Consider the following 26238-nt stretch of genomic DNA (forward strand, 5'->3'; position numbering starts at 1 on the left):
ATCGGATCGAGTACGGGCCTGCTTCGGTGGACTTTTTGCGATTTCGTCACGGGACTGGATGCGTCACGACGCCGGATCGAATCCGTCTTCGCCATCCGACGGCGGTAGATCGAGAACGAGCTTGACCGCGCTGTAGTTGGCCTTGAGCGAAAACACGCGGCCGATCACGAAAAACGTCTGCCGGGAATTTTCGAGCTCGACGAAATCGCCGGGCTGCGGCACGTGGGCACCCTGGTCGTAGGAGAAGCTGGTGCTGGTTTGCTCACCGATGGCTTCTGCCGCGTGCTCGGTGAATTCGATCGTGATGTGGGTGGTCATGCGAGCCCCGTTGAGTGGATGGAAGAGAGCGATGGCTTCGATTTTCGCATGGCAGCGCCGCGAATCCGCGGCGATTGTTGCGCGACCGCAAGCTGGTGTCGACGACGCAGCCGCCCTCCATCAGCGAGAGGCCGGACAGGCCGGCGCCGATGCCTGCGAATGCGCGCAGGAACACGCCGAGCGCGCGTTGCCGGACGTGGCGCTGGTGGTAGGCCGACAGCCCTCCCTCGAAATGAAAGGTCGTATCAAACTCACGATTCGTGACCCGCCGCCCATCATGTCGCGTATTCGAGCGGGCGGCCCATGCCGTCGCCAGCCGCTCATTTTGGCTCGCCGCCCATAAATAGCTGTAAACTCACGCTTTTGCCGCCACGCCCCCACATTCCAGATGTCTCAGTCCCCCAAAGTAGGCTTCGTATCGCTCGGGTGCCCGAAAGCCCTCGTCGACTCCGAACAAATCATCACGCAGCTGCGCGCCGAAGGTTATGAAATCTCCGGCACGTACGACGGCGCCGACCTCGTCGTCGTCAACACCTGCGGTTTCATCGACGAAGCGGTGCAGGAAAGCCTCGATGCGATCGGCGAAGCGCTGACCGAGAACGGCAAGGTGATCGTCACCGGCTGCCTCGGCGCGAAGTCGAGCGCGAGCGGCTCGAATCTCATCGAGGAAGTCCACCCGAAGGTGCTCGCCGTCACTGGCCCGCACGCGGTGGGCGAAGTGATGCAGGCCGTGCATTCGCACCTGCCGAAGCCGCACGACCCGTTCGTCGATCTCGTTCCGGCCGCCGGCATCAAGCTCACGCCCCGCCACTACGCATACCTGAAGATCTCCGAAGGCTGCAACCACCGCTGCACGTTCTGCATCATCCCGTCGATGCGCGGCGATCTCGTGTCGCGTCCGGTCGCCGAAGTGATGCTCGAGGCGGAGAACCTGTTCAAGTCGGGCGTGAAGGAACTGCTCGTGATCTCGCAGGACACGAGCGCGTACGGCGTCGACGTGAAGTACCGCACGGGCTTCTGGAACGGCAAGCCGATCAAGACGCGCATGACCGACCTGGTCGCCGCGCTCGGCGAACTCGCCGCGCAGTACGGCGCATGGGTGCGCCTGCACTACGTGTATCCGTATCCGAGCGTCGACGAAGTCATCCCGCTGATGGCCGAAGGTCCGTTCAAGGGCCATGTGCTGCCGTATCTCGACGTGCCGTTCCAGCACGCGCATCCGGAAGTGCTGAAGCGCATGAAGCGCCCGGCCAACGCGGAGAAAGTGCTTGAGCGCGTGCAGAAGTGGCGCGAGATCTGCCCGGACCTGACGATCCGCAGCACCTTCATCGCCGGCTTCCCCGGCGAGACGGAAGAGCAGTTTGAAACGCTGCTCGACTTCATCCGCGAGGCGGAACTCGATCGCGTCGGCTGCTTTGCGTATTCACCGGTCGAAGGCGCGACCGCGAACGAACTGGACGGCGCGCTGCCGGACGACGTTCGCGAAGAGCGCCGCGCGCGCTTCATGGAAGTCGCCGAGGAAGTGTCGGCGCAGCGCATCCAGCGCAAGGTCGGCAAGACCCTCAAGGTGCTGATCGACGAAGTCAGTGCGGAAGGCGGCATCGGCCGCACGGCGGCGGATGCGCCGGAGATCGACGGCGTCGTCTACGTCGAGCCGGCGACGAAGGCGTCGAAGCGCTACAAGGTCGGCGACTTCGTGTCGGTGAAGATCACGGGCGCGGACGGCCACGACCTGTGGGGCGAGGTTTAAGCGATGACGGCCGCGTTTCCGGAGATCCTCGCGCTCGGCGAGGCGATGATCGAATTCAACCAGTCGCAGCCGGGGCGTCCGGAGTTTCTGCAGGGCTTCGGCGGCGACACGTCGAACTTCTGCATCGCCGCGGCGCGCCAGGGCGCGTCGACAGGCTTCGTGTCGGCGATCGGTGACGATCCGTTCGGCCGCTTGCTGACCGGCATGTGGGCGGCGGAACACGTCGACACGACCTATGTGCGGATCGACCGGACGGCGCCGACCGGCGTGTATTTCGTCACGCACGGCGCCGCCGGCCACCAGTTCGACTATCTGCGCGCGGGCTCCGCGGCGAGCCGCTACACGGTGGCCGACCTGCCGCTCGACGCGCTGGCCGCGGCGAAGGCCGTGCACCTGTCGGGCATCAGCCTCGCGATCAGCGCGGCCGCGTGCGACGCCGCGTTCGCAGCGATCGACCATGCGCGCAGCAACGGTGCGCAAGTCAGCTTCGACACGAACCTGCGCCTGAAGCTGTGGCCGCTGCCGCGCGCCCGCGCGGTGATGCGCGAGGCGCTGCGCCAGACGGACATCTGCCTGCCGAGCTGGGACGATGTCACGGCGCTCACGGGCGCGAATGATCGCGACGCGATCGTCGATGCGATGCTCGAGCACGGGCCTCGGGTCGTCGCGCTGAAGCTCGGCAAGGAAGGCGCGTATGTCGCGACGCCGAACGAACGGCGCGTGGTGCCGGGCTTCGCGGTCGAGGCCGTCGACGCGACGGGCGCGGGCGACTGCTTCGGCGGCGCGTTCGTCGCGCGGATCGTCGCGGGCGACGATCCGTTCACGGCCGCGCGTTATGCGAACGCGGCGGCGGCGCTGTCGACGACGGGCTACGGCGCGGTCGCGCCGATTCCGCACCGCGATGCGGTGGAACGTCTGGTGCAGGGCTGACGCGGATCCCGCACGCCGGCCATGCGCTGCGCTCATTCGAACCTTCGGATGGCGCGCGCGACGTGAGCGGGGGCGGACGGCACGCGTACCGCATCAGCGCGGCTATACGCTCGTGACGATGTGCATCGGCGATCAGCAACTCATCGCCAGGTTTTTCGAGCGAATCTGAAGCAAGGGAGCAACACAAGGTGGGTCGATATCTGGAATGGCAACGGGCGCTGGTAATCGCCGGCGCGCTGGCGGCGGGCCTCGCGATGCCTGGCATGGTCGCGGCCCAGCCGGTCGCGCCGGGCGCGCAGCAGGATGAAGCGGCGCCCGTACGGCCGCTGCGGCCGAACCCGGAATTCGCCCGCCTGCCGCGCTACGAGGGCACGCTCGGCGACCGGCCGATCGTCGCGCATCTCGGCCCGAAGACGGACGAGGAAGGCGTGCACGGCGAATACCAGTTCACCGATACGGGCGAGGTGATCCTGCTCGCCGGCGATCGCGACGGCGACACGCTCGAAATCGAGGAATCGAACGACGGCACGAACATCACGGGCGTGTGGATCGGGCGCTTCGATTCGACGGGCGAGCTGAAGGCCGACCGGATGAACTCGGACGAATCGGATCCGCAACCGGTCGTGCTGCGCGCGGCGCCGGGCAAGCGCGCGGCGCTGCAGGTACGCGACGGCCGCGTGCAGGAAATCGAGACGGTCAGCGGCATCGTCAATCTGCGCACCGACGACTGAGCGCGCTGGCTCGGTGCGTGCGGCGCGCATTGTACCGGGCCAACCGCGCCGAATTTGGCTAATCTAGCGACACATTCCGCAACCGAACGGCCTTTCCCCGGGCCTCCTGCCATGACTGCATCCACTCCGAAGCGCGCACTCCAGACCCGCATCGTTCAACCCGACGACGTCATTCCGGACGGCTTCCGTTCGTTCGTGCCGCCGGTTGCGCGTGCATCGACGGTCGTGTTCCCCGATCTCGCGACGATGCGCGCGCTGGTCTGGCACAACGACAACCAGTGGCGCTACGGCCTGCACGCGACCCCGACGTCGCTCGCGCTCGCGCAGCGGCTGGCCGAGATCGAGGGCGGCGCGCATGCGCTGCTGCAGCCGTCGGGCCTCGCGGCGATCATGAACGTCTATTTCGGGATCGTGAAGGCGGGCGACGACGTGCTGATCCCGCACAACGTCTACGGGCCGAACGCCGATTTCGGCAACTGGCTCGCGAAGGATTTCGGCATCACCTCACGCTTCTACGATCCGCTCGTCGGCGCCGGCATTGCCGAGCTGATCCAGCCGAACACGCGCTTGATCTGGATCGAGGCGCCGGGCTCGGTGACGATGGAAGTGCCCGACGTGCGTGCGATCACGACGGTCGCGCAGGCGCGCGGCATCGTCACCGCGATCGACAACACGTATTCGGCCGGGCTCGCGTTCAAGCCGTTCGAGCATGGCGTCGACATCTCGGTGCAGGCGCTGACCAAGTATCAATCGGGCGGCAGCGACGTGCTGATGGGCGCGACGATCACCGCGAACGCCGAGCTGCACGCGCAACTGAAGCTCGCGCGGATGCGCTGCGGGATCGGCGTTTCGGTCGACGATTGCTCGCTCGTGCTGCGCAGCCTGCCGAGCATGCAGGTGCGCTTCGATGCGCACAGCAAGAGCGCGCTCGCGCTCGCGCAGTGGCTGAAGGCGCGGCCGGAGATCGCGGCCGTGCTGCATCCGCAGTTGGCCGATTGCCCGGGACACGCGTCGTTCGTGCGCGACTTCACCGGCGCGGGCGGGCTGTTCTCGGTGGTATTCGATGAACGCTACAGCAGCGAGCAGATCGATCGTTTCGTCGAGGCGCTCGAGCTGTTCGCGATCGGCTGGAGCTGGGGCGGCGCGTGCAGCCTCGCGATGCCTTACGACGTCGCGTCGATGCGTGCGGACTGGCCGCATCGCGGCACGCTGGTGCGCTTCTACGTCGGTCTCGAGGACGAAGCCGACCTGCGCGCGGACATCGAGCGCGCGATGCAGGCGACGCTCGGCCGATAACGAAACCGCGGCAAAAAAACACAACGCCGGCGTGAGGCAACCTCGCGCCGGCGTTTTTCATGGGCGGGTTGCGCGGATCAGAACAGCTGCAGCAGCCCGTCGAGGCCGACATGGTCGAATGCGACGGTGGCCGCACCGCGCACGACGGGCTTCGCGTGGAACGCGACCGACAGCCCGGCTTCGGCCATCATCTTCATGTCGTTCGACCCGTCGCCCATTGCAATCGCGCGGGTAGGCTCGATGCCGAGCGATGCGCAGGTCTCGCGCAGCAGGCGCGCCTTCACGTCCGCGTTGACGATCTCGCCGAGCACCTTGCCGGTCAGCTTGCCGTCGACGATCTCGAGCGTGTTCGCATGCGCGAAGTCGATGCCGAGACGTGCCTTCAGGCGCTCGGTGAAGAACGTGAAACCGCCCGATACGAGCAGCGTCTTCAGGCCCGCGGCCTTCACGCCGGCGAGCATCTTCTCGGCGCCCGGCGACAACTGCAGCCGTTCCTCGTACACGCGCTCGAGCGCGTGCGCGTCGAGGCCCGCGAGCAGCGCGACGCGGCGCGTGAGGCTTTCGTTGAAGTCGCGGATCTCGCCGCGCATCGCCGCGTCGGTGATCTCCGCGACCTGCGTCTTCAGCCCGCAGAAATCGGCGATCTCGTCAATGCATTCGATCGTGATCAGCGTCGAATCCATGTCCATCACGGCGAGCCCGAAGTCGCCGAGCGTGCGGCCGGCTTCGACGAAGCCGAAGTCGAGCGCATGCGTGCCGCAGTACGCGTCGATGTCGAGACGCTGCGCGGGGTTCACGTTTTCGATGCGCAGCGCATGTTCGTCGGTCTGCACGATGCGGGTGCCGCGCGACAGCGCGAGCAGCGGTTTGTGATGCGCGTCCGACAGCGGCGCGAGACTCTGGATGACGAGGTTGTGGGTCATGGCGGAATGATTGAAAGCGAATGAAACGCGTGCGCGGCCGGCATGCGGCCGCCTGCGAACGCGGGCCCTGTCCGGCGTCGGGCCGCTGCGTCGCGAACGCGCCATTGTAGCCGGTTGGTATCCGGTCGCGGCCGGATCGCCGCGAATGGCCGGCCAGCGTTGGCGTCAGCGCCGCTCGCCGGATGGCGTTCAGCGTTCGTCCGCGCGATCCCAGTAGGGCGGATCGCCGAAGTGTTCGGCCAGGAACGCGATGAACGCGAGCGTCTTCAGCGGCACGTGCGCGCGGCTCGGATAGACGGCCCAGATCGCGACGTCCTGCGCGAACGGGTAGTCGTCGAGCACGGTGACGAGCGTGCCGTCCGCGAGCAGCGGGCCGACGTCCCAGGTCGACTTGATCGCGATGCCGAAGCCGTCGACGAGCGCTTCGCGGATCGCCTCGCCGTTGCTCGCGACGAGCCGGCCGCCGACCCGAACGGTGAGCGGGCCCTGCGGCGTGACGAACGACCAGTCGCGCTGGTCGCCGAGGATCACGCATTCATGCTGGGCGAGATCGGCCGGATGGCGCGGCGTCCCGTGTTCGGCGAGATACGCGGGCGAGCAGCACAGCACGCGCCGGTTCGCGGCGAGCTTGCGCGCGACCAGCGTCGAATCCTTTAGCGCGCCGAGGCGGATCGCGACGTCGTAGCCGTCGTCGACGAGATCGACGATCTCGTCGGAGAGCCGCAGGTCCAGCGACACGGACGGGTAGCGGCGCAGGAACGCGGGAATCACGGGCGCGACGTGCTGGCGGCCGAACGACGACGACATCGACACCTTCAGCCGTCCGTACGGCTCGCTGCGGCCGTGGCCGACCGACGCCCGCGCGGCGTCGGCGGCCGACAGCAGCGCCTCGGCCCGGGCCATGAAGACTTCACCGTCCTGCGTGAGGCTGATGCGGCGGGTGGTGCGGTGCAGCAATCGCGCGCCGAGCTGGCGCTCGAGCTGCGCGATGCGCGCGCTGGCGACCGCGGCCGACACGCCGAACTCCCGCCCGGCGGCCGTCACGTTCGCGAGCAGCGCGGCGCGCACGAACAGGCCGACGTCGAGCAGGTCGAGCGGCTTGTCGGGGGCCGGAATCGGATCGGCACTCATTATTCTGAAATTCCTGAAAATGTTTCAGGAAATATAGCGGTTTTCTCGAAGGATCGGGCCACCTACGATGGCATGCATGGGGCTGCGCCGCGGCCCGCCCGATTTCCCTGAAGGAGCTTCATGATGAAAGCCGTTGGATTGACCCGTTACCTGCCGATCGACGACCCGCAGGCGCTGCTCGACGTGGAACTGCCGCAACCGGTGCCGGGCCCGCGCGACCTGCTCGTGAAGGTCGAGGCGATTTCCGTGAACCCGGTCGACACCAAGGTGCGCGCGCCGAAGGCGCAGGTCGAGGAAGTACCGCGCGTGCTCGGCTGGGATGCGGCGGGCACGGTCGTCGCGGTCGGTGCCGAGGTCACGCTGTTTCGGCCCGGCGACGAGGTGTTCTACGCGGGCAGCATCACGCGCCCCGGCGCGAACAGCGAATTCCACGCGGTCGACGAGCGGATCGTCGCACGCAAGCCGCGCACGCTCGATTTCGCGGCGTCGGCCGCGTTGCCGCTCACCGCGCTGACCGCATGGGAGGCGCTGTTCGACCGGCTGCGCGTGTCGCCGCAGGGTGCGGACGCGGGCAAGTCGGTGCTGATCATCGGCGGCGCGGGCGGGGTGGGGTCGATCGCGATCCAGCTCGCGAAGACGCTCGGCAAGCTGCGCGTGATCGCGACCGCGTCGCGCCCGGCGTCGGCCGAATGGGTGCGCTCGCTCGGCGCGGACGACGTGGTCGACCATTTCGGCGATCTGCCCGCGCAGTTGCGTGACATCGGCCATCCGGAAGTCGATTACGTGCTGATCTTCAACGACACCGACCATCATTTCCCGGCCGCGGCGGAAGTCATCCGGCCGCAGGGCGGCATCTGCACGATCGTCGAGAACGCCAAGCCGGTGCCGGTCGAACTGCTGAAGGCGAAGAGCGCGGCGTTTCACTGGGAGTTCATGTTCACGCGCGCGATGTTCGAGACGCCGGACATGATCGAGCAGCACAAGATCCTGAGCGAGGTCGCGCGGCTGGTCGACGGCGGCACGCTGCGCACGACCGTCGGCGAACAGCTCGGCACGATCAACGCGGCGAACGTGCGGCGCGCGCATCAATTGCTCGAGGGCGGCCGCGCGATCGGCAAGCTGGTGCTGAGCGGCTTCTGAGCCGGCGTCGCGCGTAAGGGCGGCTGCGTCGCGAACGCAAGCGGGGTAACACCCGATGCGTTTGCGGCGCATTGCATCCCGCTTGGCGGTAGACTGGCAACGCATCATGCATCGAAAACCGCGCGGCACGCGCGTGCCGCCGCATTACAAGGAGGTCAGCATGAGCCAACGCAGCTTGTCAGTCGCCGCATCGTGGTCGGCCGTGTTCGTGGCGGCGTGCGTCAGCGCGAGCGTATTCGCGGCGCCGCCGGTCAAGGGCAGCCTGAAGGGCGGCGGGACAGGGCAGCTCGAATACACCGTCAAGGTCGACTCGAAGACCTTCGGCAATACGCAGGAGACCCGCAAGATCCGCTCGGGCGAAACGGACGACTTCAACTGGAAGTCGGTGCCGCCGAGCGGTGCGGTCGCGATGCCGGACGGTTGCCCGAACGCCGACAACCTGCCGCGCGACGCGAACGGCGCGATGGTGCGCCAGACCCAGGTGCGGCTCGCGCCGTCGGTCGACGCGAAGGGGAACGCGAACGTGCAGATGAGCTTCCAGGCGGCCGCGCCGAAAGGCACGCGCAACGCGAGCGCGGGCGGCAAGTCGTTGCAATGCCCGGACGTCGTGTCGGTGAGCCAGGTCAAGTGGGTGTCGCTTTCGACCAATGGCGGTTCGAAGACGGTCACGATGAGCGACGGCACCAGGGTGACGGTGTCGATCAAGCACTGAGCGCAATGCGCGGGCCGGCCGCGGCCGGTGCGCGCGCAACCAATCGCGGTGTGCAGCGCCGCGCGCGACGGTTTCGTGGCGCGCGGCTTCGGGCTTTTCATCCTCGATGGTCGACTTCGTCGAGCCCGGCGTGCGTGACGTCATGCCGGTGTCACGCTATCCTCGCGGCATCCGCCACCTCCTTCCCCGAACGACATTCCATGAAACATCGCATGTGCGCGCTGCTGTCGGCCGCTGCGTTCGTCGCCGCACATGCGCAGGCGGCCGACGATTGCAGCTTCGTGAAAAAAGTCGAGCTGCCGTCACGGCAGCAGACCGCCGTCGTGTCGAGCGGCGCGCTCGAACCGTGCTCGACGGGCAGCTATGCGGTGCGCGTGTATTCGACCGCGCATGCGACGCCCGGCTTCGATACGGACGACTACGTGACGGGCGTGCTGCATGCGCGTGACGGCACCGTCGCCGATGCGTTTACCACGGACCTCGGCGCGCGTGCGCCGCAGGCGCTCGTCGTCACGACGCGCTCGGCCGGCAGCGGCGGTTATGTCGGTGCGCAGGCCTATGTGACGACGCCGCGCGCGGTGCGGCTCGTCGCGTCGGTCGACGGGCTGCCGCCCGACGCCGATGTGACGGCCGCGTTGCGTCAGGCGCTCGGAAAGCGCCGCGCGACGCGCTGACCGCACGCCACGCGAAGGCCGCGTGCGTGTCGGCAGGCGCCCGTCACGGCGCGCGTTCCTCGAGCCGCGACGCGAGAAAGCGGTGGTCGGCCGAGAACAACCGGCGATACGTCATCAGCACTGCGCCGACGGTACCGAGCGCGGATGCCGCGGCGATCAGGAACATGATCACGATCTGATAGCGCACGGCCTGCAGCGGCGACTGGCCGGCCAGCACCTGACCCGTCATCATCCCCGGCAGGCTCACGACGCCGACCACGGCCATCTGGTTGAGCGTCGGCAGCATGCCCGCGCGCACGGCCTGGCGCGCGGCGTCCTGCGCGGCTTCCCAGCGCGTTGCGCCGAGCGCGAGTGCGGTCTCGACGCGATCGCGCCGCGCGGTCAGTTCCTCCATCATCCGCTCGACGCCGAGCGACACGCCTGTCAGCGTGTTGCCGAGGATCATCCCGAGGATCGGGATCACATATTGCGGCGTGTACCACGGATGAATGCGGATCACGACGAACAGGCCGACCGCCGCGACGAACCAGCTGCTGAACCAGATCGACGCGATGCTGTCGACGCGTTGTCCGCGATACGCATGCTTGCCGCGACCGGCGCCCGCCAAGCCGGCGATCAACGTCATCAGCGCGGTGATCGGCAGCACGACGCTCCAGTGCGGGTGGCCGAACACCCAGCCGAGCACGTAGCCGATCGCGAGCAGCTGCACGACGGTGCGTACGGCGGCGAGCGCGAGCTTGCGCCCGAGGCCGAGCGACAGCGCGGCCGAGATCGCGCCGTTGACCGCGACGAGGCCGGCGGCGATGCCGACGTCGACGAGACTCAGTTCCTGCAACGACGGGCTCATTGCGCCGCCTGCGCCGCGCGCGCGGCGTGCAGCACGCCGGCCTGCATCACGAGCCGCATCGTGCCGATTCGTGCGGCCTGCGCCGGATCGTGTGAGATCCACATGTACGCGCGCGCGTCGGGCGCCGCGTCGAACCACGCGCCGACGAGCGCTTCGATCGCGCGCGTCGACTCGGGGTCGAGCGCGGACGTCGGCTCGTCGAGCAGCAACACGTCGGGGTCGAGCTGCAGCACGCGCAGCAGCGCGGCGATCTGCGCTTCGCCGCCCGACAGTTCGCTCGCACGCTTGTCGAGAAAGTCGGCGCCGCGACCGGCGCGCGCGGCGAGCGCTTCGGCGCGCGCACGGTCGAACGTCGCGTCGCGATAGATCGCGAGCGAGTACGGGTAGCGCAATTGCGCTTCGACGGTACCGTCCATTTGCGCAGGCCGCTGGCGCACATATGCGACACGGCGCCGGTAGCCCGGAATCGCGCCGCGCCGGATGCGCTTGCCGCGCCACAGGATGTGACCGCCATCGAGCGGATCGAGCAACGCGAGCGCGCGCAGCAGCACGCTCTTGCCGGAACCCGACGCTCCCGTGATAGCAATTCGCGATCCCGCGGCGAGGCTGAAGTCGGTCGGCGTCAGCAACGTCTTGCCGCTACTGGCGTCGCGGCGCGTGATCTGTTGCGCTTCGATGAGGCCGGTGGGGACGGTCATGTCACAAATGAAAAAAAGCGTTAATGGCGCCGAAGCATTGGCGCAGCGTGCGCCATAATACCGATTGAAAGCCGCCGGTGTCGTGTTCGATTCACTCACGGGAGGGGCCCGACATGGCGCGCAAACTCTGCAGAACAACAACGGAACCGCCATGACGCTAGCTCGAGCCATTGGCAAGTCGGCTGCATGGATTGTCGGTATCGTCGCATTGATCATCGCGGCAACCGGCATCTTCATTTTCACGTTCGACTGGAACCACGCGAAACCGTGGGTCAACGAACATGTGAGCACCGCACTTGGCCGTTCGTTTGCGATCCACGGCGATCTCAGGGTGGACTGGCACCGCCCGCAGGGCGAGACCGGCTGGCGCGCTTGGGTGCCCTGGCCGCGCTTCTCGGCCACGCAGCTCGAGATCGGCAACCCCGACTGGGCGAAGGGCCCGAAGTTCGTCACGCTCGACGCCGCCCACTTCGATCTCGCGATTCTCCCGCTCTTCACGCACCAGATCGTCATTCCGTCGATCGACGCCGTCAATCCCGCAGTCGACCTCGAGCGCCTCGCCGATGGCCGCAACACGTGGACCTTCGAATTCAAGCAATCGGGCAAGCCGACGCGGTGGAACCTGCGGCTCGACAGCTTCGCGTTCGCGAAGGGGACCATCGTCTATCGCGATGCGATTACCAAGGCCGATCTCACGATCGCGGTGGATACGCTCGGCCATCCGATTCCGATCGGCGACGTGCTGAAGGAGCAGGAACAGACCTCGCTCGCGGCGTCCGCCCAGCATGTCGGCAAGCAGGGGGCCGCGCAGATGGCCGCAAAGGCGCATGCGGAGGCCGCGTCCGCTGCGTCGGGCGCATCCGCCGCACAGGGCGCGAGCGCGGCGTCGACGGCCGTGGCCGCATCGGGGGCGGCGTCTGCCTCCGCGGCCAAGCCGGTCTCGTCCGCATCGACGGCCGTGCCCGCATCCGCCGCGAGCGGTGCATCCGGCGCCGCGGTGCCCGCGAAATCGGAGCCGACGTATGCGTTCGGCCTCAAGGTCGACGGCCGCTACAAGAACGTGCCGGTGACCGGCACCGGCAAGGTGGGCGGCGTGCTGGCGGTCGAGAGCGCGACGCAGCCGTTCCCGCTGCAGGCCGACGTGAAGGCCGGCGATACGCGGCTCGCGATCGTCGGCACGCTGACCGATCCGCGGCATCTCGCGGCGCTGAACCTGCGGCTGTGGCTGCAGGGCACGTCGATGTCGCACCTCTACCAGCTCACCGGCATCACGTTGCCCGACACGCCGCCGTATGCGACCGACGGACGGCTGATCGGCAACTTCAATCCGCCCACGAGCACGTTCCGCTACGAGAACTTCAAGGGCCGCGTCGGCGGCAGCGATCTGCACGGCACGCTCACCTGGGCGCAGCGCAAGCCGCGGCCGAAGCTGTCGGGCGAAGTCGTGTCGAACCTGCTGCAGTTCTCCGACCTCGCGCCGGTGATCGGCGCCGATTCTCCCGCGAGCAAGGCGAAGCGCGGCGACACGACGCGCCAGCCGCCGGACCGCGTGCTGCCGGTCGCGGCGTTCCGCACCGAGCGCTGGAGCGCGATCGACGCGGACGTGAAATTCACCGGCCGCAGGCTGATCAAGAGCCCGCAGTTGCCGATCACCAACCTGTACACGCACATCCTGCTGCAGGACGGCGTGCTGACGCTCGAGCCGCTGCAATTCGGCGTCGCTGGCGGCACGCTCGCGACGAATGCGCATCTCGACGGCAGCCGCACGCCGCTCAAGGGCCGTTTCACGCTGAGCGCGCGCCACCTGAAGCTCAAGCAGCTGTTCCCGACGCAGAAGGTGATGCAGACCGCGCTCGGCGAGATCAACGGCGACGCGTCGCTGTCGGCGACCGGCAACTCGCCGGCCGCGCTCGCCGCGACGTCGACCGGCGAGGTGAAGGCGCTCATCACCGACGGCCGCATCAGCCTGCTGCTGATGGAGGCGGCGGGCCTGAACGTCGCGAACGTCGTCTACGAGAAGCTGTTCGGCACCCGCGACGTGAAGATCAATTGCGCGGCGTTCGATTTCGTCGCGAATGACGGCATGCTCGAGCCGAAGGTCTTCGCGCTCGATACGGACGACGCGCTGATCAACGTCGACGGCCCGGTCAACCTGCGCGACGAATCGGTCGACCTGAAGATCCATCCGCACACGAAGGGTTTCCGGATCTTCTCGCTGCGCTCGCCGCTGTACGCGAAGGGCACGTTCAAGAATCCGAAGGTCGGCGTCGAGGCGGGCGCGCTCGCGCTGCGCGCCGGCGCGGCGGTCGGGCTCGGGCTGATCAACCCGTTCGCGGCGCTGATCCCGCTGATCGCGCCGAGCAACAACCGCGACGTGCCGTGTTCGCAGCTGTTCGCGCAGATGAAGGCCAAGGCGGCGGAGAAAGAAGCGGCGAAAGCCGGCAAGTGACCGGCGACGGCGGTGGGGCAGGCGGGACGGCGCGGCGCCGCGCTGGCTGGCCGCGCTCGTTGGGGCGCCGCTCCCGGTCGCCGCCTCTAGGTCCCGCCGCCGTCGCGCGGCATCTCCAGCGGCCGCTGCTCAGCGGCGGGCGCGCACCCAGACGAGTACCGCGTCAACCTCCCGGCCGCTGATGACGACTGGCCCGGCGGTGCCGAGTTGCAGCCGGTCGCCGTCGATACTCACCACGCGCTGCTGGACGTTGCCGATCCAGTTCGGATACAGGCTCACGTCCATTTCATGGGTCAGCGTGCCGTCGTCGTCGACGTTAAAAGGGCCCGAATAGGCGATATAGCCGTGCGCCGCGGCGGCGCGTTCCTCGACGCTGCCGCCCTGCAGGTCGCCGTCCGCATAAGGCGGGCGGCCGGGCGCCATCAACTGCGCGGACATGTAGCCGTCCGGCGTGTACAGGATCCAGCCGCGCGCGTCGCGGCCGAGCGGGTAGGTGACGGTGCCGCCGTCGCGCGGGCGGATTTCGTAGGAAACGAGGCGCCATGCGCCGACGAGTTGTTCTCGAAGCTGGCTGGTTGGCATGCGGGGTTCCGGTGTGACGGCGATGGCGCGTATGCCGTCGTGTTGACGGGGCAGCGGGCACCGGGCAACGACCGTAGCGCGGGTGCCGCGGCGGCGTGGTCGGCAGTTTCTCCGACACCTGCTAAAATACACGGTTTTCCGTCGATTTCTCTCTTACGGGACCTGCCGTGCTTTCTACTGCCAACATCACGATGCAATTCGGGCCGAAGCCCTTGTTCGAGAATATCTCGGTCAAATTCGGCGAGGGCAACCGCTATGGTCTGATCGGCGCGAACGGCTGTGGCAAGTCGACCTTCATGAAGATCCTCGGCGGCGACCTCGAGCCGAGCGGCGGCAACGTCGCGCTGGAGCCGAACGTGCGTCTCGGCAAGCTGCGCCAGGACCAGTTCGCGTATGAAGACGTGCGCGTGCTCGACGTCGTGATGATGGGTCACACCGAGATGTGGGCCGCGATGACCGAGCGCGACGCGATCTACGCGAACCCGGAAGCCACCGACGACGACTACATGCACGCGGCCGAGCTCGAAGGCAAGTTCGCCGAATACGGCGGCTACGACGCCGAGGCGCGCGCGGGCGCGCTGCTGCTCGGCATCGGCATCGAGGAGAAGTTCCACACCGGCACGATGGCCGACGTCGCGCCGGGCTGGAAGCTGCGCGTGCTGCTCGCGCAGGCGCTGTTCTCGAAGCCGGACGTGCTGCTGCTCGACGAACCGACCAACAACCTCGACATCAACTCGATCCGTTGGCTCGAGCAAACGCTCAACGAGTACAACTCGACGATGATCATCATCTCGCACGATCGTCACTTCCTGAACTCGGTGTGCACGCACATGGCCGACATGGACTTCGGCACGCTGAAGGTCTGGCCGGGCAACTACGACGACTACATGCTCGCATCGGCACAGGCGCGCGAGCGCCAGGCCGCGGCGAACACGCGGGCGAAGGAACGCGTGGCCGAGCTGCAGGACTTCGTGCGCCGCTTCTCGGCGAACAAGTCGAAGGCCCGCCAGGCAACGAGCCGCGCGAAACAGATCGACAAGATCAAGATCGAGGAATTCAAGCCGTCGTCGCGTCAGAACCCGTTCATCCGCTTCGAGTTCGACAAGAAGCTGCACAACGTCGCGGTGGTTGCCGAAGACATCACGAAGAAGTACGAGCGCACGATCTTCCAGAACTTCAACCTGTCGGTGCAGCCGGGCGAGCGCATTGCGATCATCGGCGAGAACGGCGCGGGGAAGACGACGCTGCTGCGTTCGCTGCTCGGCGCGCTGCCGCTCGATCACGGCACGGTGAAGTGGTCCGAGAACGCGAATGTCGGCTACATGCCGCAGGATACGTACGAGGAGTTCCCGAACGACATCACGCTGATGGACTGGATCGACCAGTACCGCAAGGACGGCGATGACGAGACGATGGTGCGCGGCACGCTGGGCCGCCTGCTGTTTTCGTCGGACGACATCAAGAAGTCGGTGAAGGTGCTGTCGGGCGGCGAGAAGGGCCGCATGATCTGGGGCAAGCTGATGCTCGGCCGCCACAACGTGCTGCTGATGGACGAGCCGACCAACCACATGGACATGGAGTCGATCGAGTCGCTGCAGATCGCGCTCGAGCAGTTCGAAGGCACGCTGATCTTCGTGTCGCACGACCGCGAGTTCGTGAGCGGGCTGGCGAACCGGATCATCGAAGTGCGCACGGACGGTACGCTGTACGACTTCGGTGGCAATTACGAGGAGTTCCTGACGAGTCAGGGGCAGGAGTAAGTGCCCGGAGGTTTCCTCCGCGCATGAGTTCCGGTGCGGCACCGACGAGAACGCCCGGAGCGAACCGTCACAAGCGCATCAAGCCCGCATCGACAGCAGTGTCGATGCGGGCTTTTTCATTTCCGCTCGCGGCCGGGCCCGACCGCATCGCGAATTCCGGTTTCCTCCCGTTGACCGACTTCAGGTAAATTACCGCCGAACGCCATTCATCATTCCCCATTTCGACCCGGAGCCGTCCCTCGATGCAGGACCATCCCCTCCCGCTCGACCTGTCCGGCCTTGCGCAAAGCCTTTACGCGCAGGGCACCGAGGAGGGCATCCTGGCGCGCCTGATGGAGCGGATCGCGCCGGCCAACCGCTTCTGCGTCGACATCGGCGCGAGCGACGGCCTGCGCAACAGCAACACCGCGCGGCTGCTGCACGAACACGATTGGGCCGGCGTGCTGGTGGAAGGCAGCGCATATCGGTTCGGCAAGCTTGCCGCCCACTACGCGGGCGCGGAGCGCGTCCGTTTGTATCAGGACCGCGTCCAACCCGATACGGTCGATCGACTGCTCGCCGATGCGAACACGCCGGCCGACTTCGACCTGCTGTCGATCGACATCGACGGCAACGATTACTGGGTGTGGCGCGGCCTGCAAGCGTTTCAGCCGCGCATCGTCGTGATCGAATACAACCCGTACTACACGCCGCCCGAACGCTGGGTCATGTGCTTCAATCCGGAGCACGAATGGGATGGCTCGACCTACTACGGTGCAAGCCTTGAATCGCTCGTTCATCTCGGCAGGCGGAAGGGCTATGAACTCGTCTGCTGCGACGACATGGGCAACAACGCGTTCTTCGTGCGGCAGGACCTGTACCCGCTGCTCGGCATCGCGAACAACGATCCGTCGGTGCTGTTCCGGCCGGCGATGTACAAGCTGCGCTACGTCGGACACAACACGTTCCTGACCGGTCATCCGTATCGACACGGGCCGGCGGAGCACATCTGAATGGACCGGCTTGCAATCCCCTTTGACGAGATTCGCGACGCCTACGCGCTGGGCCGAAGCGACGCGCCGCGCCAGGTCAGCGAACGCGTGTGGTATCTGCCGGCTGACAGCGGCGGTGTGGCAGTCAAGCTCTACGCGCTCGAACACCATGCGCGCGCGGCCAGGGAGGCCGCCGTCCTCGCGCATCTGGAAATGCACGGCGATGCCCGCGTTCGTGTCCAGACGCTCAAACGCACGACAGCCGGCGCGTCGCTGTGGACGGGGCAGGACTCGCACGCGATGCTCACGCGCTGGGAAGCCGGGCAGTTCAGAACCTACGATACATTTTCGCCGGCCGAGTGGAATGCGCTCGGCGCGAGTCTGGCCGCGCTGCACCTGAGCCTCGACCGGCTGCATCTGCCGTCGCTCGACACGATCCGCGCGCGGCTGACCGCGATCGATGCGGACGCGGTGCGCCGCAGCCTGCTCGACGCACGGGATCGTGCGTACGCGAACGACGGCGGCGCGGACCTGCGCCGCTATGTCGATCTCGCACTGCGCATGCTCGAGCGCTACTATCCGGGCAGTCTCGACGCGTTTCCCGCCGACGATCCGCAGCACCCGATTCACAACGACTACAACCAGTTCAACTATCTGTTCACGGGCACGCTGCCGCCGCTGATTCTCGACTGGGAGGCAGCGATCGGCGCGCCGCGCGAATACGAACTGGTGCGATGCCTGAATCATTTGCCGCTGGAGGCGCCGCATCTGGCGGCAGCCTTCGTGCGCGCGTATGGCCGGGTCCGGCCGGTGAATCCCGCGCACCTCGCGTGGGCCGTCGATGCCGCGTGCCTGCAGCACGCGCTCAAGCTGTGGGTCGTGCAAGGCTGGCTCGACGATCCGTCGCGCTTCGCGTCGCACCTGAGCGGCGCGGTGACGATGGCGTCCGCGATGGTGGACGCGCGCGAGCGTCTGATCGATTTCTTTTCCCGTTGCGTGGAAGCAGGAAGCTGAAGTGAGTGCGAATCCGAACGACATCCCGAATCCGCCGCGCTCCGGCGAGCGACAGCATGTCTTCCCGCCGCCGCTGGATCGCGACTACCGCGTCGCCGATGGGCGCGTCCGGACGCGCTCGCTGGAAGCGCATATCGTCGACCACTGCAACCTGACCTGCGCGGAATGCTGCTCGCTGTCGCCGCTGCTGCCCGAGTGGTATGCGAGCCCCGAATCGATCGAGTCCGATCTGCGCAAGGCCGTGAAGGTGCTGAGCCCGCGTATTTTCAAGCTGGTCGGCGGCGAACCGCTGTTGCACCCGGCGCTCGTCGAACTCGTCGAACGCGTGCGCGCCACGGGCATCGCGCCCGAAATCTCCGTCACGACGAACGGCCTGAAGCTCGGCGAGATGCCGGACGCGTTCTGGCAAGCGGTGGATGCGCTGACGATCTCCCGCTATCCGAAGCCGGCGCTTTCGCCCGACCTGATCGCGCATGTCGAGCACCAGGCCGCGCGTTTCGACGTGCGCCTGAACTGGAAGGTGCAGGACGTATTCACGACGATGAATCGTGCACAGCCCGGCACGGATCTCGACGACGCGCGGCGTCTCTATCACGATTGCTGGATCCGCGAGCGCTGCCATATGATTCGCGACGGCATGTTCTACACGTGTACGCGTCCGGCGCATTTCCATACGCTCTACAAGGGCGAGAAGGATTTCCAGGCCGACGGCCTGCCGTTGCGCGACGACGCCGGCATGCTCGATGCGATGCTCGCCTATCTGCAGCGCGAGGCACCGCTCGAAGCATGCCTGCATTGCCGCGGCGGCAGCGCGCCGGTCGCGCCGCATCGCATCCTGAAACGCATTGAAGTGGACACCTTGAAGGCTCGTTATCCATGATCGTCGGCACGCGCGACCCGTTCGGTTTCGATCGTCTGCACTACCATCCGCGCAGCGGCGTGGCGGCGTCCGGCATCCGCGCCGTACTGCAGGCGTCGGGGCAAGCGGCCGGCGCGCCGGACCCGGCCGCCATCGCGGGCTACCTGAGCGGCGAGCGCCTGATCGGCCGCACGGTGCTGCGCGACGTGCTCGCGGTGCCGCCCGGTCATGCACTGATCCGGGCGCCGCACGGCCTGGCGGTGCGGCCGGCGCCCGAGCGGCCCCGGCATGCCGATCTGGACACCGTGCTGCGCGCATCGCTGCAACGCGCGCTCGACAGCGGCAAGCGCGTCGCGCTGGCGCTGAGCGGCGGGCTCGATTCGGCGCTGCTGCTCGCGTTGCTGCGCGAACTCGGCGCACAGCGGCACGTGACGTCCTATATCCTCGCGACCGACATGCCCGACTACTGCGAACTCGACGCGGCGCTCGAACTCGCCGCGCAGATGCAGGCGAACGTGAAGATCGTGCGCGCGAACGAGGCCGACTTCGTCGCGGCGCTGCCGAGAACGACCCATGCGGTCGAGGAGCCGATGTTCAACCTGCACCCGGTCGCGAAGCTGCTGCTGGCCGAGGCGATCGCCGCGGACGGCGTCGAGGTGGCGATCACCGGCGACGGCGCGGATCAGGTCTTGCGCCGCGACCGGTCGGCCAACTATCTGCCGCTGTGCCATGCGTTGTTCGACGAGGCGTCGGTGGATCTGCATCCGCCGTTCGTCGATGCCGACGTCGTCGCGCATCTGACGAGCATCGCACCCGACCCGAACAAGCAGTGCCTGCGCGATCTCGGTGCGCGCCTGAACCTGCCGGACCGTCTCGTGCACGGCCCGAAGCGCGGGCGGCTCGCACCGCCGATGGATCTCGCGCCGCTGCTCGATCGCGACCGCACGCGTGCACTGGCCGACACGCTCGGTCTGGCCGCGCCCACGTTGCGGGCGGATACCGAGCGCGTGCTGTGGGTAACGCTGACGCTGATCCTCGATCATCTCGACCGCCTTCATCTCGATGCCGCGCATCGCCCAACCTGAGTCGCTCATGAAACGCATCCTGTTCTGCGTGGTGCCCGAGAAGGGCCACGTCAATCCGTGCATCGGCCCGGCCCAGCATCTGCGCGCGGCCGGCTGCGACGTCGCGTTCTACGCGCCGGCCGACATCAGCGCGCAGCTCGACGGCGCCGGCGGCTTTGCATTCGTCGGGCCGCGCGAGACGCCCGAACGCCACGATCTGTCGCGCGGCGCGAGCTTCGCCGCGAACATTCGCGACGCCGACTGGCTGAGGCACTGGATCCGCACGCTGCTGATCGACCTCGCGCCCGCTCAGGTGGACGGCATCCGCGCCGTGCTGCGCGAATGGCACCCCGACGTGGTCGTGATCGATCCGCTGCTCTACGCAGCGGCGATCGCCGCGGAGCTGGAAGGGCTGCCGTGGGTCTCGATGTCCAATTCGCTGAATCCTGTGCTGCCCGACGCGCTCGATTCGGAACTGCTCCGTACGGTGCGATGGCTCGAGCCGGAACGCACGCGCCTGTTCGCGCGCTACGGTCTCGACGCGCGTTTTCGCGGTTGCGACATCCTGTCGCCGCATCTGACGCTCGCGTTCACGACCGACGCGCTGGTCGGTACGCCGCCGCCCGGTGTCGAACTGGTCGGCCCGGCGATGCCTTCGGGCCCGCGCGGCGACGAGACGGCGTTCCCGTGGGAACGCCTCGACGCGGATCGCCCGCTCGTCTACATGTCGCTCGGCAGCCAGCTTTACTACCACCCGGACCTGTTCGCGAAAGTCATCGACGCGACGCGCACGACGTCGGCGCAACTGGTGCTGTCGGTGGGCGAACTGGCCGATTCGGATTTGCTGCCGGTCGATGACGAGCGCGTCGTCGCGGTGCGTTACGCGCCGCAGCTGGCGCTGCTGCGGCGCACGCACGCGTTCGTCAGCCACGGCGGCGCGAATTCGGTGATGGAGTCGCTCGCGTGCGGCGTGCCGATGCTGCTGTCGCCGTTCTGCAACGACCAGTTCCATTCGGCGCACTTCGTCGAGCGGGCCGGCGCGGGATGCGTGCTCGATCTGCAGCAGGCCGGCGTCGCGGAAATTGCCGACGCGCTCGAACGCCTGTTGCGTCCCGGATCGTTGCGCGAGCAGGCGGCGCGGATCCGCGCGAGCTACGCGCGCGACGGTTCGGCGCAGGCCGCCCGCCTGATCAGCGCACTCGCTTCAGGAAGCCGCCTGGCGACAGCGTCATGAGCACGCGGTCCTCGATGTCGTGGTCGACTTCGAACCGGTCGTCGCCGGCGAGAAACGCATGCACGGCCGTGGCCGGGTTGTTGCCTCTGCCGTACGGCTTGCCGTCGAACATCGACTCGGGCAGATACTCCATGATGGTATCCATCACGATCGCGTAGCTGCCGGGCGTCACGAGCGGCGCATAGCAGGCGAGTTCGCGCAGCACGTGCGCGTGCGTATGCGTGAGATCGAGGATCGCCATCACGCGCGCCCCGTCGCCGATCTGCGCGCGTACCGACGCGAGCGTGTCGGTTGCGCACGATTCGCCTTCGATCAGCACCATGCGATGGGCGAGCCGATGCGATTGCAGGCGCTGCCTGACCTCGTCGCGCAGGCGCGGTTCGATCGCGACCACACGGCCGTGGCCACCCGTCAATTCCAGCATCGACGCGGAGAACACGACGCCGCCGCCCGCCGCGATGCCGGTCTGCACGATGCAGTCGGGACGCGCGCGCCAGATCAGTTCCTGCAGCGCGAGCATGTCGCCGGGCAGATGGAAGAAGCGCTCGCCGAGCCAGCGCGTCTGGAACAGATGGTCGAATTCGGCGGCGCGCGTCAGCCATTCGATGTTGATGTCCCGCATGCGGGCCGAAGGACGCTCTGACATGGTCAATGCAACGAGTAGGAATGACGTGAAAACGCTGGAACCGTGGCTTCACCGGTACTGGAACATCGCGCCGGCGCGCCTGCAGGCGCTGGCGTCGGGCCATACTAACAAAACGTACCTCGTCGAGTGCGCCGCGGGGCGCACGGTGCTGCGCGTGTCGTGGTCCGGCAAGCCGGTCGCGCAGGTGCATCGCGAGGCGTCGATACTCGGGCGTCTCGGCCGTTTGCGCACGGCGCCGACATTGCCCGCGCTGCCGCGGCTGCGGCCGACCGTGGATGCGCAAACCGGTGTGCAGGCCGCCGATGGAAGCTGGCTGCACCTGTTCGAGCATATCGACGGACATCCCGGACTGCCCGACGATGCGCAGGCCGGCGCGATCGATGCGATGCGTGCGCTCGCGCATCTGCATGCGGCACTGGCGTCGATACCCGTAAGCGAATCGGCACCGCTGGCGTGGCTGTCGGCGCGCCATGCGCGCGTCGCCGCGCGGGCGATGCCGTCGTTGGCGGGCGATCTGGGCCGTGACTACGCCACGGTGATCGGGCGAATCCGCGCGCATCTCGACGCCGCCGCACGCTGGCTGACGGGGCCGGTGCAGTGGCTGCACGGCGACTATCACGCGGGTAACCTGCTGTATGTGGGCAATGCGGTGAACGGCGTGCTGGATTTCGACGATGTGGGGCAGGGCGCGCAATGGCTCGAGGCGGCCTTTGCGTTGTTCGCGCTGTCGCGCGATGCGGCCACGGACGATCGCTTCGTATTCGATGCACGGCGCTGGGAAGCCGGCCTGCAAGCCTACGCAGCGACGCGGCCTGACGCTGCGCCGGACTGGATGCGCGTGAGGCGGGATGCGCTGAGGGTGCTGTTCTGCGCGGACCAGACGCTGATCCATCTCGAAGCCGCGCAGCGCGGCCTGTGGATGCCGGGGCCGGGCATCGGATTTCTCGGCGGCTGGCGCCAGTTGCTGGACGAGGCGGCGCCCGAAAGCTAGCCGGCCGTCGCGTCAGCGCTGCCGATTCAGGAACAGGCGCACGGCTTCGACCGTGTTGGGCCGCGCTTCGCCGTGCCGCGATCCGTCGTGCATGCAGAACAGCACGTCGCGATGCCGCGCCGCGCTGGCGTCGACATGCGCGCACATTGCGTCGAATAGCGCCTGCGGCGACGGCGCCGGCCGCTGCCAGTCATCCAGTATCGCGGTCCAGCCGGTGTGTTCGCGTTGCAGGCGCGCGAGCACGGCTGCGCGATTGTCCCGCGGCATCAACCCGTACGGAAGGCGCAGCGGGATCGCGTCCGGCGCAGGAACGCCGGCGCGGCGGCAGGCCTCGCGAATCAGCGCGTCGGTTGCCTCGATCTCGTCGATCAGCACGTCGTCCGCCAGCGCGCCCGGTCTCGCGTGCGAATGGGTGTGATTGCCGAGCCGGTGGCCTTCGTGCGCCATTCTCGCCGCGACGTCGAGCGCGTCCGCCAGGTTCGTGCCGAGCAGGAAGAAGGTCGCCGTGCACGATGCGTCGCGCAGGACGTCGAGCAACGACGGCGTCGACGGGCCGGGGCCGTCGTCGAAACTGAGGTGAATGGACATCGCGTGGACGGCGCGTCGTGTGAGTGGAACCTGAACGATAGCGCAATCCGGAGGCTGATCGGTCGTGCGTTGTCAGCGAGCGAAAGCATGCGCGCGCAACCGCCCGTGCTCAAGCGTCGAATCGCTCAATTGTCGCAAGCAAGCGCCGGCTCGTCCGGAATTGCCCGCTCTGCCAGCGCGACATAATCGCCCGACGCCGTGCGTTCGACCCTTGCATCGACGCGGTACGCGCGCCGCAGGTTCGGCGGCGTCAGCACGTCGGCAGGCGCGCCGTCCGCGACGAGTCCGTCGGCGCTCAGCAGCACGAGCCGGTCGCAGAAACGCGAGGCGAGATTCAGGTCGTGCATCGCGACCAGCACGATTGCGCCACGCTGGCGGGCCGCCTCGCCCACCGCCTCGAGCGCGAGCAATTGCCAGCGCAGGTCGAGCGCGCTGGTCGGTTCGTCGAGCAGCAGCAGCGGCGTGTCGCGCACGAGCACCTGCGCGAGCCCGACCATCTGCCGCTGGCCACCCGACAACCGGTCGAGTGGCGACATTGCCAGCGGGTGCAGCCGCAGCCGCGTGAACACCTGTTGCAAACGCCGGTCGCGCGTCGCGTCGGACAGGCCGCCGCAGGTGGCGCGCAACGCGCTGCGCACGGCTTCGTACACGAGTAGCGACGACGGTTGCGGCAAGGTCTGCGGCAGATAGCCGACCTGCCGCGTGTGTTCGCGGCGCGACCCGTCCAGCAGGTCGAAGCTGCCGAATGTCGCGCGACCGGTCGCGGACGCAAGCCGCGCCAGCGCGCGCAGCAGCGTCGACTTGCCGACGCCGTTCGGCCCGAGCAGCCCGACCGTCGTGCCCGGCTCGACCGGCGCGAGCGACAGCCCGTCGAGCACGACCCGGGCGCCGTAGCGGACGCACAGCGCGTCGAGATGCAGCATCGGCTCAGCCATGGAGCCTCCTGCGCCGGCTGACGAGCAGCATGAACAACGGCACGCCGACCAGCGCGGTGATGATGCCGATCGGCAGCGTCACGCCGGGAATCAGCGTCTTGCTGAGCACGGACGCGCTGGCCAGCATGATCGCGCCGGCAAGCGCCGCGCCCGGCAGGTAGTAGCGATGCTCGTCGCCGACCAGCAGCCGCGCGACGTGCGGCCCGACGAGGCCGACGAAACCGATCGTGCCGACGAACGACAGCGCCGTCGCGGACAGCAGGCTGATGCGCGCGAGCGCGACGAGCCGCAGCCGCTCGACCGAGATACCCATGCTGCGCGCTTGCTCGTCGCCGGCGCGCAGCGCCGTCAACGACGCGACGTCGACGCTCGCCCACAGCGTGCAGGTGGTGAACACGCAGGTCAGCAGCGCGATCTTGCCCCACGTCGAGCGCGCCAGGCTGCCCATGCTCCAGAACACGATCTGCTGCAACGCATTTGCATCGGCGATGAACTGCAGCAGCCACTGCAGGGCCTCGAAGCTGAACATCAGGCCGATGCCGAACAGCACGACGGTTTCGGTCGTCGCGCCGTGGCGCCACGCGAGCCAGACGATCAGCAGCGTCGCGACGCACGCGCACGCGAACGCGCCGAGCGACAGCGCGACGTTCTCGTTCCACAGCACCAGGTGCCAGCCGGAAATCACGACGAGCGACGCGCCCACGCTCGCGGCGGCCGACATGCCGAGCGTGAACGGACTCGCGAGCGGGTTGTTCAGCACGGTCTGCATTTCGGCGCCGGCGAACCCGAGCGACGCGCCGACGAGCACGGCCATCAGCGCATAGGGCAGCCGCACGTCCCACAGGATCACGCGCTGTTCGAGCGGCAGCCCGTCGGGCCGGACCAGGCCGCCGACCACATCGGCGAGCGGAAACGGCGATGGGCCGGTCGAGACGTCGACGACGAGCAGCGCGACGAGCACGCATGCGAGCGCGGCCAGTGCACCGACACGCCGCGCGGCGACTGCGCGATAGCGAACTCGCAGCGACGAAGGCGAAACGGGGGTCGTCGTGCTCATGCGGGCGCTCCGGACGCGGGCTCGAACACCACGCGTGACGCCAGCGCGAGACTCGGCAGCACGACGCCGCCGTGATCCTCGCCGTCGATCAGCCGGAACGCGGCGTCGAGCCCTGGGCGGCGGCCCACGCGCGCGATGAAGTCGCGGGCGGAACTGACCTGCTTGCGCGCCTGCTGGCGGCGCATCCGTTCGGCGTCGGGGTTCGGTGCACCTTCCTCGAGGCTGCCTGCGGTCACGAGGACGCGCAGCGGCCATGCGAGCGGGGTGGTTTGCGCGGCGAACCGGTCGGCATAGGGCAGCAGCGCGCGCTCGCCCCACCAGATCGACGGGCTCGCGGCCACGTAGCGCCGAAACAGGTGCGCGCGCGTGAGCATCGCGTACAGCGTCAGCAGGCCGCCGTACGAGTGACCGAACAGCGTCTGCCGCTCGGGATCGACCGGCAACTGGCGGGCGAGCCACGGCTGCAGGTCGTGCTCGATGAAGTCGAGAAAGCGGTCCGCGACGACGCCGCGGCCGTTCGGCAACGGCGCGAGCGTGTAGTCGTCGGCGCGCGCGGCCATGTCGTAGGGCCCGTCGACCGGATAGCCGATGCCGATCACGACGGCCTCGGCGTCGCGCGTGCCGTCCGGCCGTGCGTGGCGATTGCGGGTGAGCTGCGCCGCGAGCGGGAACAGCGCATTGCCGTCGAGCACGGTGAGCACCGGATGGGGCGCCGAACCGGAACGCTCGGCCGGCAACGCGACGAACAGGCGCCGCGTGCGGCCGGCGATCGTCACGTCGAACTGGCAGCTGTCCGGCACGAAGACCGGGGGCGCGGCGTCGAGGCCGGGCCACGCAGGTGCATCGGCGGCACAGGCGGGCGCGAGCCGGCCGCCGAGCGGGCCGGCCAATCCGGCGACGAGGAGGGCGCGGCGCATGGAGGAGGCGGGCATCTGCAT

At 68.0% G+C, this 26238-nt stretch carries 27 protein-coding genes; 16 read left to right on the forward strand and 11 right to left on the reverse strand.

Annotated features, from left to right (window positions below):
• Window positions 1-63: 63 nt before the first annotated feature.
• Entirely contained in the window at window positions 64-318 is a 255-nt protein-coding gene (locus SB771_RS09910; protein ID WP_011657003.1) for a hypothetical protein, read from the reverse strand.
• A 31-nt stretch (window positions 319-349) separates the two neighbouring features.
• Between SB771_RS09910 and SB771_RS09915 the strand changes: the two genes are divergently transcribed.
• From SB771_RS09915 to SB771_RS09935, 5 genes are all read left to right on the forward strand, one after another.
• Window positions 350-661, forward strand: coding sequence for a hypothetical protein (locus SB771_RS09915; protein ID WP_175660883.1), 312 nt, complete (start codon window positions 350-352; stop codon window positions 659-661).
• 45 nt (window positions 662-706) lie between these two features.
• On the forward strand, window positions 707-2068 hold the full coding sequence (rimO, locus tag SB771_RS09920; protein WP_175660882.1) for a 30S ribosomal protein S12 methylthiotransferase RimO: 1362 nt from the start codon (window positions 707-709) through the stop codon (window positions 2066-2068).
• A gap of 3 nt (window positions 2069-2071) precedes the next feature.
• Window positions 2072-2998 carry a sugar kinase gene (locus SB771_RS09925; protein WP_175660881.1) on the forward strand — a complete coding sequence of 309 codons (927 nt, stop codon included), beginning with the start codon at window positions 2072-2074 and terminating at the stop codon, window positions 2996-2998.
• A gap of 188 nt (window positions 2999-3186) precedes the next feature.
• Window positions 3187-3729: a hypothetical protein gene (locus tag SB771_RS09930; protein WP_175660880.1), complete on the forward strand. Its 543-nt coding sequence runs from the start codon at window positions 3187-3189 to the stop codon at window positions 3727-3729.
• A gap of 111 nt (window positions 3730-3840) precedes the next feature.
• A complete protein-coding gene (locus SB771_RS09935) occupies window positions 3841-5025 on the forward strand; it encodes a cystathionine beta-lyase (RefSeq protein WP_175660879.1) in 1185 nt (394 codons plus the stop codon).
• A gap of 77 nt (window positions 5026-5102) precedes the next feature.
• Here the strand turns inward: SB771_RS09935 and serB are convergent, their stop codons facing one another.
• Together serB and SB771_RS09945 are read right to left on the reverse strand one after the other, a co-directional pair.
• The gene (serB, locus tag SB771_RS09940) at window positions 5103-5948 is read right to left on the reverse strand and encodes a phosphoserine phosphatase SerB (protein ID WP_175660878.1); all 846 of its coding nucleotides are present in this window, start codon (window positions 5946-5948) and stop codon (window positions 5103-5105) included.
• A gap of 189 nt (window positions 5949-6137) precedes the next feature.
• Window positions 6138-7079, reverse strand: coding sequence for a LysR family transcriptional regulator (locus SB771_RS09945; protein WP_011656997.1), 942 nt, complete (start codon window positions 7077-7079; stop codon window positions 6138-6140).
• Window positions 7080-7202: 123 nt separating this feature from the next.
• On the opposite strand from SB771_RS09945, the gene SB771_RS09950 reads away from it, so the two are divergent.
• The 3 genes from SB771_RS09950 (at window position 7203) to SB771_RS09960 (ending at window position 9605) form a co-directional block, all read left to right on the forward strand.
• Complete coding sequence (locus SB771_RS09950; protein ID WP_175660896.1) at window positions 7203-8219, forward strand: zinc-binding alcohol dehydrogenase family protein; 1017 nt, start codon at window positions 7203-7205, stop codon at window positions 8217-8219.
• A 160-nt stretch (window positions 8220-8379) separates the two neighbouring features.
• Entirely contained in the window at window positions 8380-8931 is a 552-nt protein-coding gene (locus tag SB771_RS09955; RefSeq protein WP_041491361.1) for a DUF6013 family protein, read from the forward strand.
• 200 nt (window positions 8932-9131) lie between these two features.
• Window positions 9132-9605 (forward strand): PliI family lysozyme inhibitor of I-type lysozyme, encoded by a 474-nt coding sequence (locus tag SB771_RS09960; RefSeq protein ID WP_175660877.1) that lies wholly within the window; start codon window positions 9132-9134, stop codon window positions 9603-9605.
• A gap of 43 nt (window positions 9606-9648) precedes the next feature.
• Here the strand turns inward: SB771_RS09960 and SB771_RS09965 are convergent, their stop codons facing one another.
• Both SB771_RS09965 and SB771_RS09970 read right to left on the reverse strand, forming a co-directional pair.
• Window positions 9649-10452, reverse strand: coding sequence for an ABC transporter permease (locus SB771_RS09965; protein ID WP_175660876.1), 804 nt, complete (start codon window positions 10450-10452; stop codon window positions 9649-9651).
• On the reverse strand, window positions 10449-11150 hold the full coding sequence (locus SB771_RS09970) for an ATP-binding cassette domain-containing protein (RefSeq protein ID WP_175660875.1): 702 nt from the start codon (window positions 11148-11150) through the stop codon (window positions 10449-10451). The genes SB771_RS09965 and SB771_RS09970 overlap by 4 nt, the downstream gene beginning before the upstream one ends.
• 151 nt (window positions 11151-11301) lie before the next feature.
• On the opposite strand from SB771_RS09970, the gene SB771_RS09975 reads away from it, so the two are divergent.
• Window positions 11302-13599: an AsmA family protein gene (locus SB771_RS09975; protein WP_175660874.1), complete on the forward strand. Its 2298-nt coding sequence runs from the start codon at window positions 11302-11304 to the stop codon at window positions 13597-13599.
• Between the two features lie 129 nt (window positions 13600-13728).
• Here the strand turns inward: SB771_RS09975 and SB771_RS09980 are convergent, their stop codons facing one another.
• Window positions 13729-14181 (reverse strand): lipocalin-like domain-containing protein, encoded by a 453-nt coding sequence (locus SB771_RS09980; protein WP_175660873.1) that lies wholly within the window; start codon window positions 14179-14181, stop codon window positions 13729-13731.
• A 167-nt stretch (window positions 14182-14348) separates the two neighbouring features.
• Here SB771_RS09980 and SB771_RS09985 point away from each other — a divergent pair, with 167 nt between their 5' ends.
• The 6 genes from SB771_RS09985 (at window position 14349) to SB771_RS10010 (ending at window position 21083) form a co-directional block, all read left to right on the forward strand.
• A complete protein-coding gene (locus SB771_RS09985; protein WP_105834487.1) occupies window positions 14349-15941 on the forward strand; it encodes an ABC-F family ATPase in 1593 nt (530 codons plus the stop codon).
• A gap of 242 nt (window positions 15942-16183) precedes the next feature.
• The gene (locus SB771_RS09990) at window positions 16184-16933 is read left to right on the forward strand and encodes an FkbM family methyltransferase (RefSeq protein WP_175660872.1); all 750 of its coding nucleotides are present in this window, start codon (window positions 16184-16186) and stop codon (window positions 16931-16933) included.
• Window positions 16934-17926 (forward strand): phosphotransferase enzyme family protein, encoded by a 993-nt coding sequence (locus SB771_RS09995; protein ID WP_175660871.1) that lies wholly within the window; start codon window positions 16934-16936, stop codon window positions 17924-17926.
• A 1-nt stretch (window position 17927) separates the two neighbouring features.
• The gene (locus SB771_RS10000) at window positions 17928-18806 is read left to right on the forward strand and encodes a radical SAM protein (protein ID WP_175660870.1); all 879 of its coding nucleotides are present in this window, start codon (window positions 17928-17930) and stop codon (window positions 18804-18806) included.
• Complete coding sequence (locus SB771_RS10005; RefSeq protein WP_175660869.1) at window positions 18803-19870, forward strand: asparagine synthase-related protein; 1068 nt, start codon at window positions 18803-18805, stop codon at window positions 19868-19870. Before SB771_RS10000 ends, SB771_RS10005 begins: the two co-directional genes overlap by 4 nt.
• Before the next feature lie 7 nt (window positions 19871-19877).
• Window positions 19878-21083: a glycosyltransferase gene (locus tag SB771_RS10010; protein ID WP_175660868.1), complete on the forward strand. Its 1206-nt coding sequence runs from the start codon at window positions 19878-19880 to the stop codon at window positions 21081-21083.
• On the opposite strand, the gene SB771_RS10015 is transcribed toward SB771_RS10010, so the two are convergent.
• Window positions 21040-21729 carry a cephalosporin hydroxylase family protein gene (locus tag SB771_RS10015; protein WP_105834481.1) on the reverse strand — a complete coding sequence of 230 codons (690 nt, stop codon included), beginning with the start codon at window positions 21727-21729 and terminating at the stop codon, window positions 21040-21042. The two genes, SB771_RS10010 and SB771_RS10015, sit on opposite strands and share 44 nt — an antisense overlap.
• Between SB771_RS10015 and SB771_RS10020 the strand changes: the two genes are divergently transcribed.
• Complete coding sequence (locus tag SB771_RS10020; protein ID WP_244096788.1) at window positions 21728-22720, forward strand: phosphotransferase; 993 nt, start codon at window positions 21728-21730, stop codon at window positions 22718-22720. The two genes, SB771_RS10015 and SB771_RS10020, sit on opposite strands and share 2 nt — an antisense overlap.
• Before the next feature lie 12 nt (window positions 22721-22732).
• Here the strand turns inward: SB771_RS10020 and SB771_RS10025 are convergent, their stop codons facing one another.
• From SB771_RS10025 to SB771_RS10040, 4 genes are all read right to left on the reverse strand, one after another.
• On the reverse strand, window positions 22733-23308 hold the full coding sequence (locus SB771_RS10025) for a polysaccharide deacetylase family protein (protein WP_175660867.1): 576 nt from the start codon (window positions 23306-23308) through the stop codon (window positions 22733-22735).
• Window positions 23309-23433: 125 nt separating this feature from the next.
• Window positions 23434-24243 (reverse strand): ABC transporter ATP-binding protein, encoded by an 810-nt coding sequence (locus SB771_RS10030; protein ID WP_175660866.1) that lies wholly within the window; start codon window positions 24241-24243, stop codon window positions 23434-23436.
• Entirely contained in the window at window positions 24236-25300 is a 1065-nt protein-coding gene (locus tag SB771_RS10035; protein ID WP_175660865.1) for a FecCD family ABC transporter permease, read from the reverse strand. The genes SB771_RS10030 and SB771_RS10035 overlap by 8 nt, the downstream gene beginning before the upstream one ends.
• The gene (locus SB771_RS10040; protein WP_175660864.1) at window positions 25297-26238 is read right to left on the reverse strand and encodes an alpha/beta hydrolase; all 942 of its coding nucleotides are present in this window, start codon (window positions 26236-26238) and stop codon (window positions 25297-25299) included. The genes SB771_RS10035 and SB771_RS10040 overlap by 4 nt, the downstream gene beginning before the upstream one ends.

Origin of the sequence: Burkholderia sp. SIMBA_051 (genome assembly GCF_046534915.1) — a bacterium.
Lineage (GTDB): Bacteria > Pseudomonadota > Gammaproteobacteria > Burkholderiales > Burkholderiaceae > Burkholderia > Burkholderia ambifaria.

Excerpts from the sequence above, each read along its gene's own strand:
- SB771_RS09910 (WP_011657003.1), bottom strand. The coding sequence starts at position 318 with ATGACCACCCACATCACGATCGAATTCACCGAGCACGCGGCAGAAGCC.
- SB771_RS09915 (WP_175660883.1), top strand. The coding sequence starts at position 350 with ATGGCTTCGATTTTCGCATGGCAGCGCCGCGAATCCGCGGCGATTGTT.
- rimO (WP_175660882.1), top strand. The coding sequence starts at position 707 with ATGTCTCAGTCCCCCAAAGTAGGCTTCGTATCGCTCGGGTGCCCGAAA.
- SB771_RS09925 (WP_175660881.1), top strand. The coding sequence starts at position 2,072 with ATGACGGCCGCGTTTCCGGAGATCCTCGCGCTCGGCGAGGCGATGATC.
- SB771_RS09935 (WP_175660879.1), top strand. The coding sequence starts at position 3,841 with ATGACTGCATCCACTCCGAAGCGCGCACTCCAGACCCGCATCGTTCAA.
- serB (WP_175660878.1), bottom strand. The coding sequence starts at position 5,948 with ATGACCCACAACCTCGTCATCCAGAGTCTCGCGCCGCTGTCGGACGCG.
- SB771_RS09945 (WP_011656997.1), bottom strand. The coding sequence starts at position 7,079 with ATGAGTGCCGATCCGATTCCGGCCCCCGACAAGCCGCTCGACCTGCTC.
- SB771_RS09950 (WP_175660896.1), top strand. The coding sequence starts at position 7,203 with ATGAAAGCCGTTGGATTGACCCGTTACCTGCCGATCGACGACCCGCAG.
- SB771_RS09955 (WP_041491361.1), top strand. The coding sequence starts at position 8,380 with ATGAGCCAACGCAGCTTGTCAGTCGCCGCATCGTGGTCGGCCGTGTTC.
- SB771_RS09960 (WP_175660877.1), top strand. The coding sequence starts at position 9,132 with ATGAAACATCGCATGTGCGCGCTGCTGTCGGCCGCTGCGTTCGTCGCC.
- SB771_RS09965 (WP_175660876.1), bottom strand. The coding sequence starts at position 10,452 with ATGAGCCCGTCGTTGCAGGAACTGAGTCTCGTCGACGTCGGCATCGCC.
- SB771_RS09970 (WP_175660875.1), bottom strand. The coding sequence starts at position 11,150 with ATGACCGTCCCCACCGGCCTCATCGAAGCGCAACAGATCACGCGCCGC.
- SB771_RS09975 (WP_175660874.1), top strand. The coding sequence starts at position 11,302 with ATGACGCTAGCTCGAGCCATTGGCAAGTCGGCTGCATGGATTGTCGGT.
- SB771_RS09980 (WP_175660873.1), bottom strand. The coding sequence starts at position 14,181 with ATGCCAACCAGCCAGCTTCGAGAACAACTCGTCGGCGCATGGCGCCTC.
- SB771_RS09990 (WP_175660872.1), top strand. The coding sequence starts at position 16,184 with ATGCAGGACCATCCCCTCCCGCTCGACCTGTCCGGCCTTGCGCAAAGC.
- SB771_RS09995 (WP_175660871.1), top strand. The coding sequence starts at position 16,934 with ATGGACCGGCTTGCAATCCCCTTTGACGAGATTCGCGACGCCTACGCG.
- SB771_RS10005 (WP_175660869.1), top strand. The coding sequence starts at position 18,803 with ATGATCGTCGGCACGCGCGACCCGTTCGGTTTCGATCGTCTGCACTAC.
- SB771_RS10010 (WP_175660868.1), top strand. The coding sequence starts at position 19,878 with ATGAAACGCATCCTGTTCTGCGTGGTGCCCGAGAAGGGCCACGTCAAT.
- SB771_RS10020 (WP_244096788.1), top strand. The coding sequence starts at position 21,728 with ATGGTCAATGCAACGAGTAGGAATGACGTGAAAACGCTGGAACCGTGG.
- SB771_RS10015 (WP_105834481.1), bottom strand. The coding sequence starts at position 21,729 with ATGTCAGAGCGTCCTTCGGCCCGCATGCGGGACATCAACATCGAATGG.
- SB771_RS10025 (WP_175660867.1), bottom strand. The coding sequence starts at position 23,308 with ATGTCCATTCACCTCAGTTTCGACGACGGCCCCGGCCCGTCGACGCCG.
- SB771_RS10030 (WP_175660866.1), bottom strand. The coding sequence starts at position 24,243 with ATGGCTGAGCCGATGCTGCATCTCGACGCGCTGTGCGTCCGCTACGGC.
- SB771_RS10035 (WP_175660865.1), bottom strand. The coding sequence starts at position 25,300 with ATGAGCACGACGACCCCCGTTTCGCCTTCGTCGCTGCGAGTTCGCTAT.
- SB771_RS10040 (WP_175660864.1), bottom strand. The coding sequence starts at position 26,238 with ATGCAGATGCCCGCCTCCTCCATGCGCCGCGCCCTCCTCGTCGCCGGA.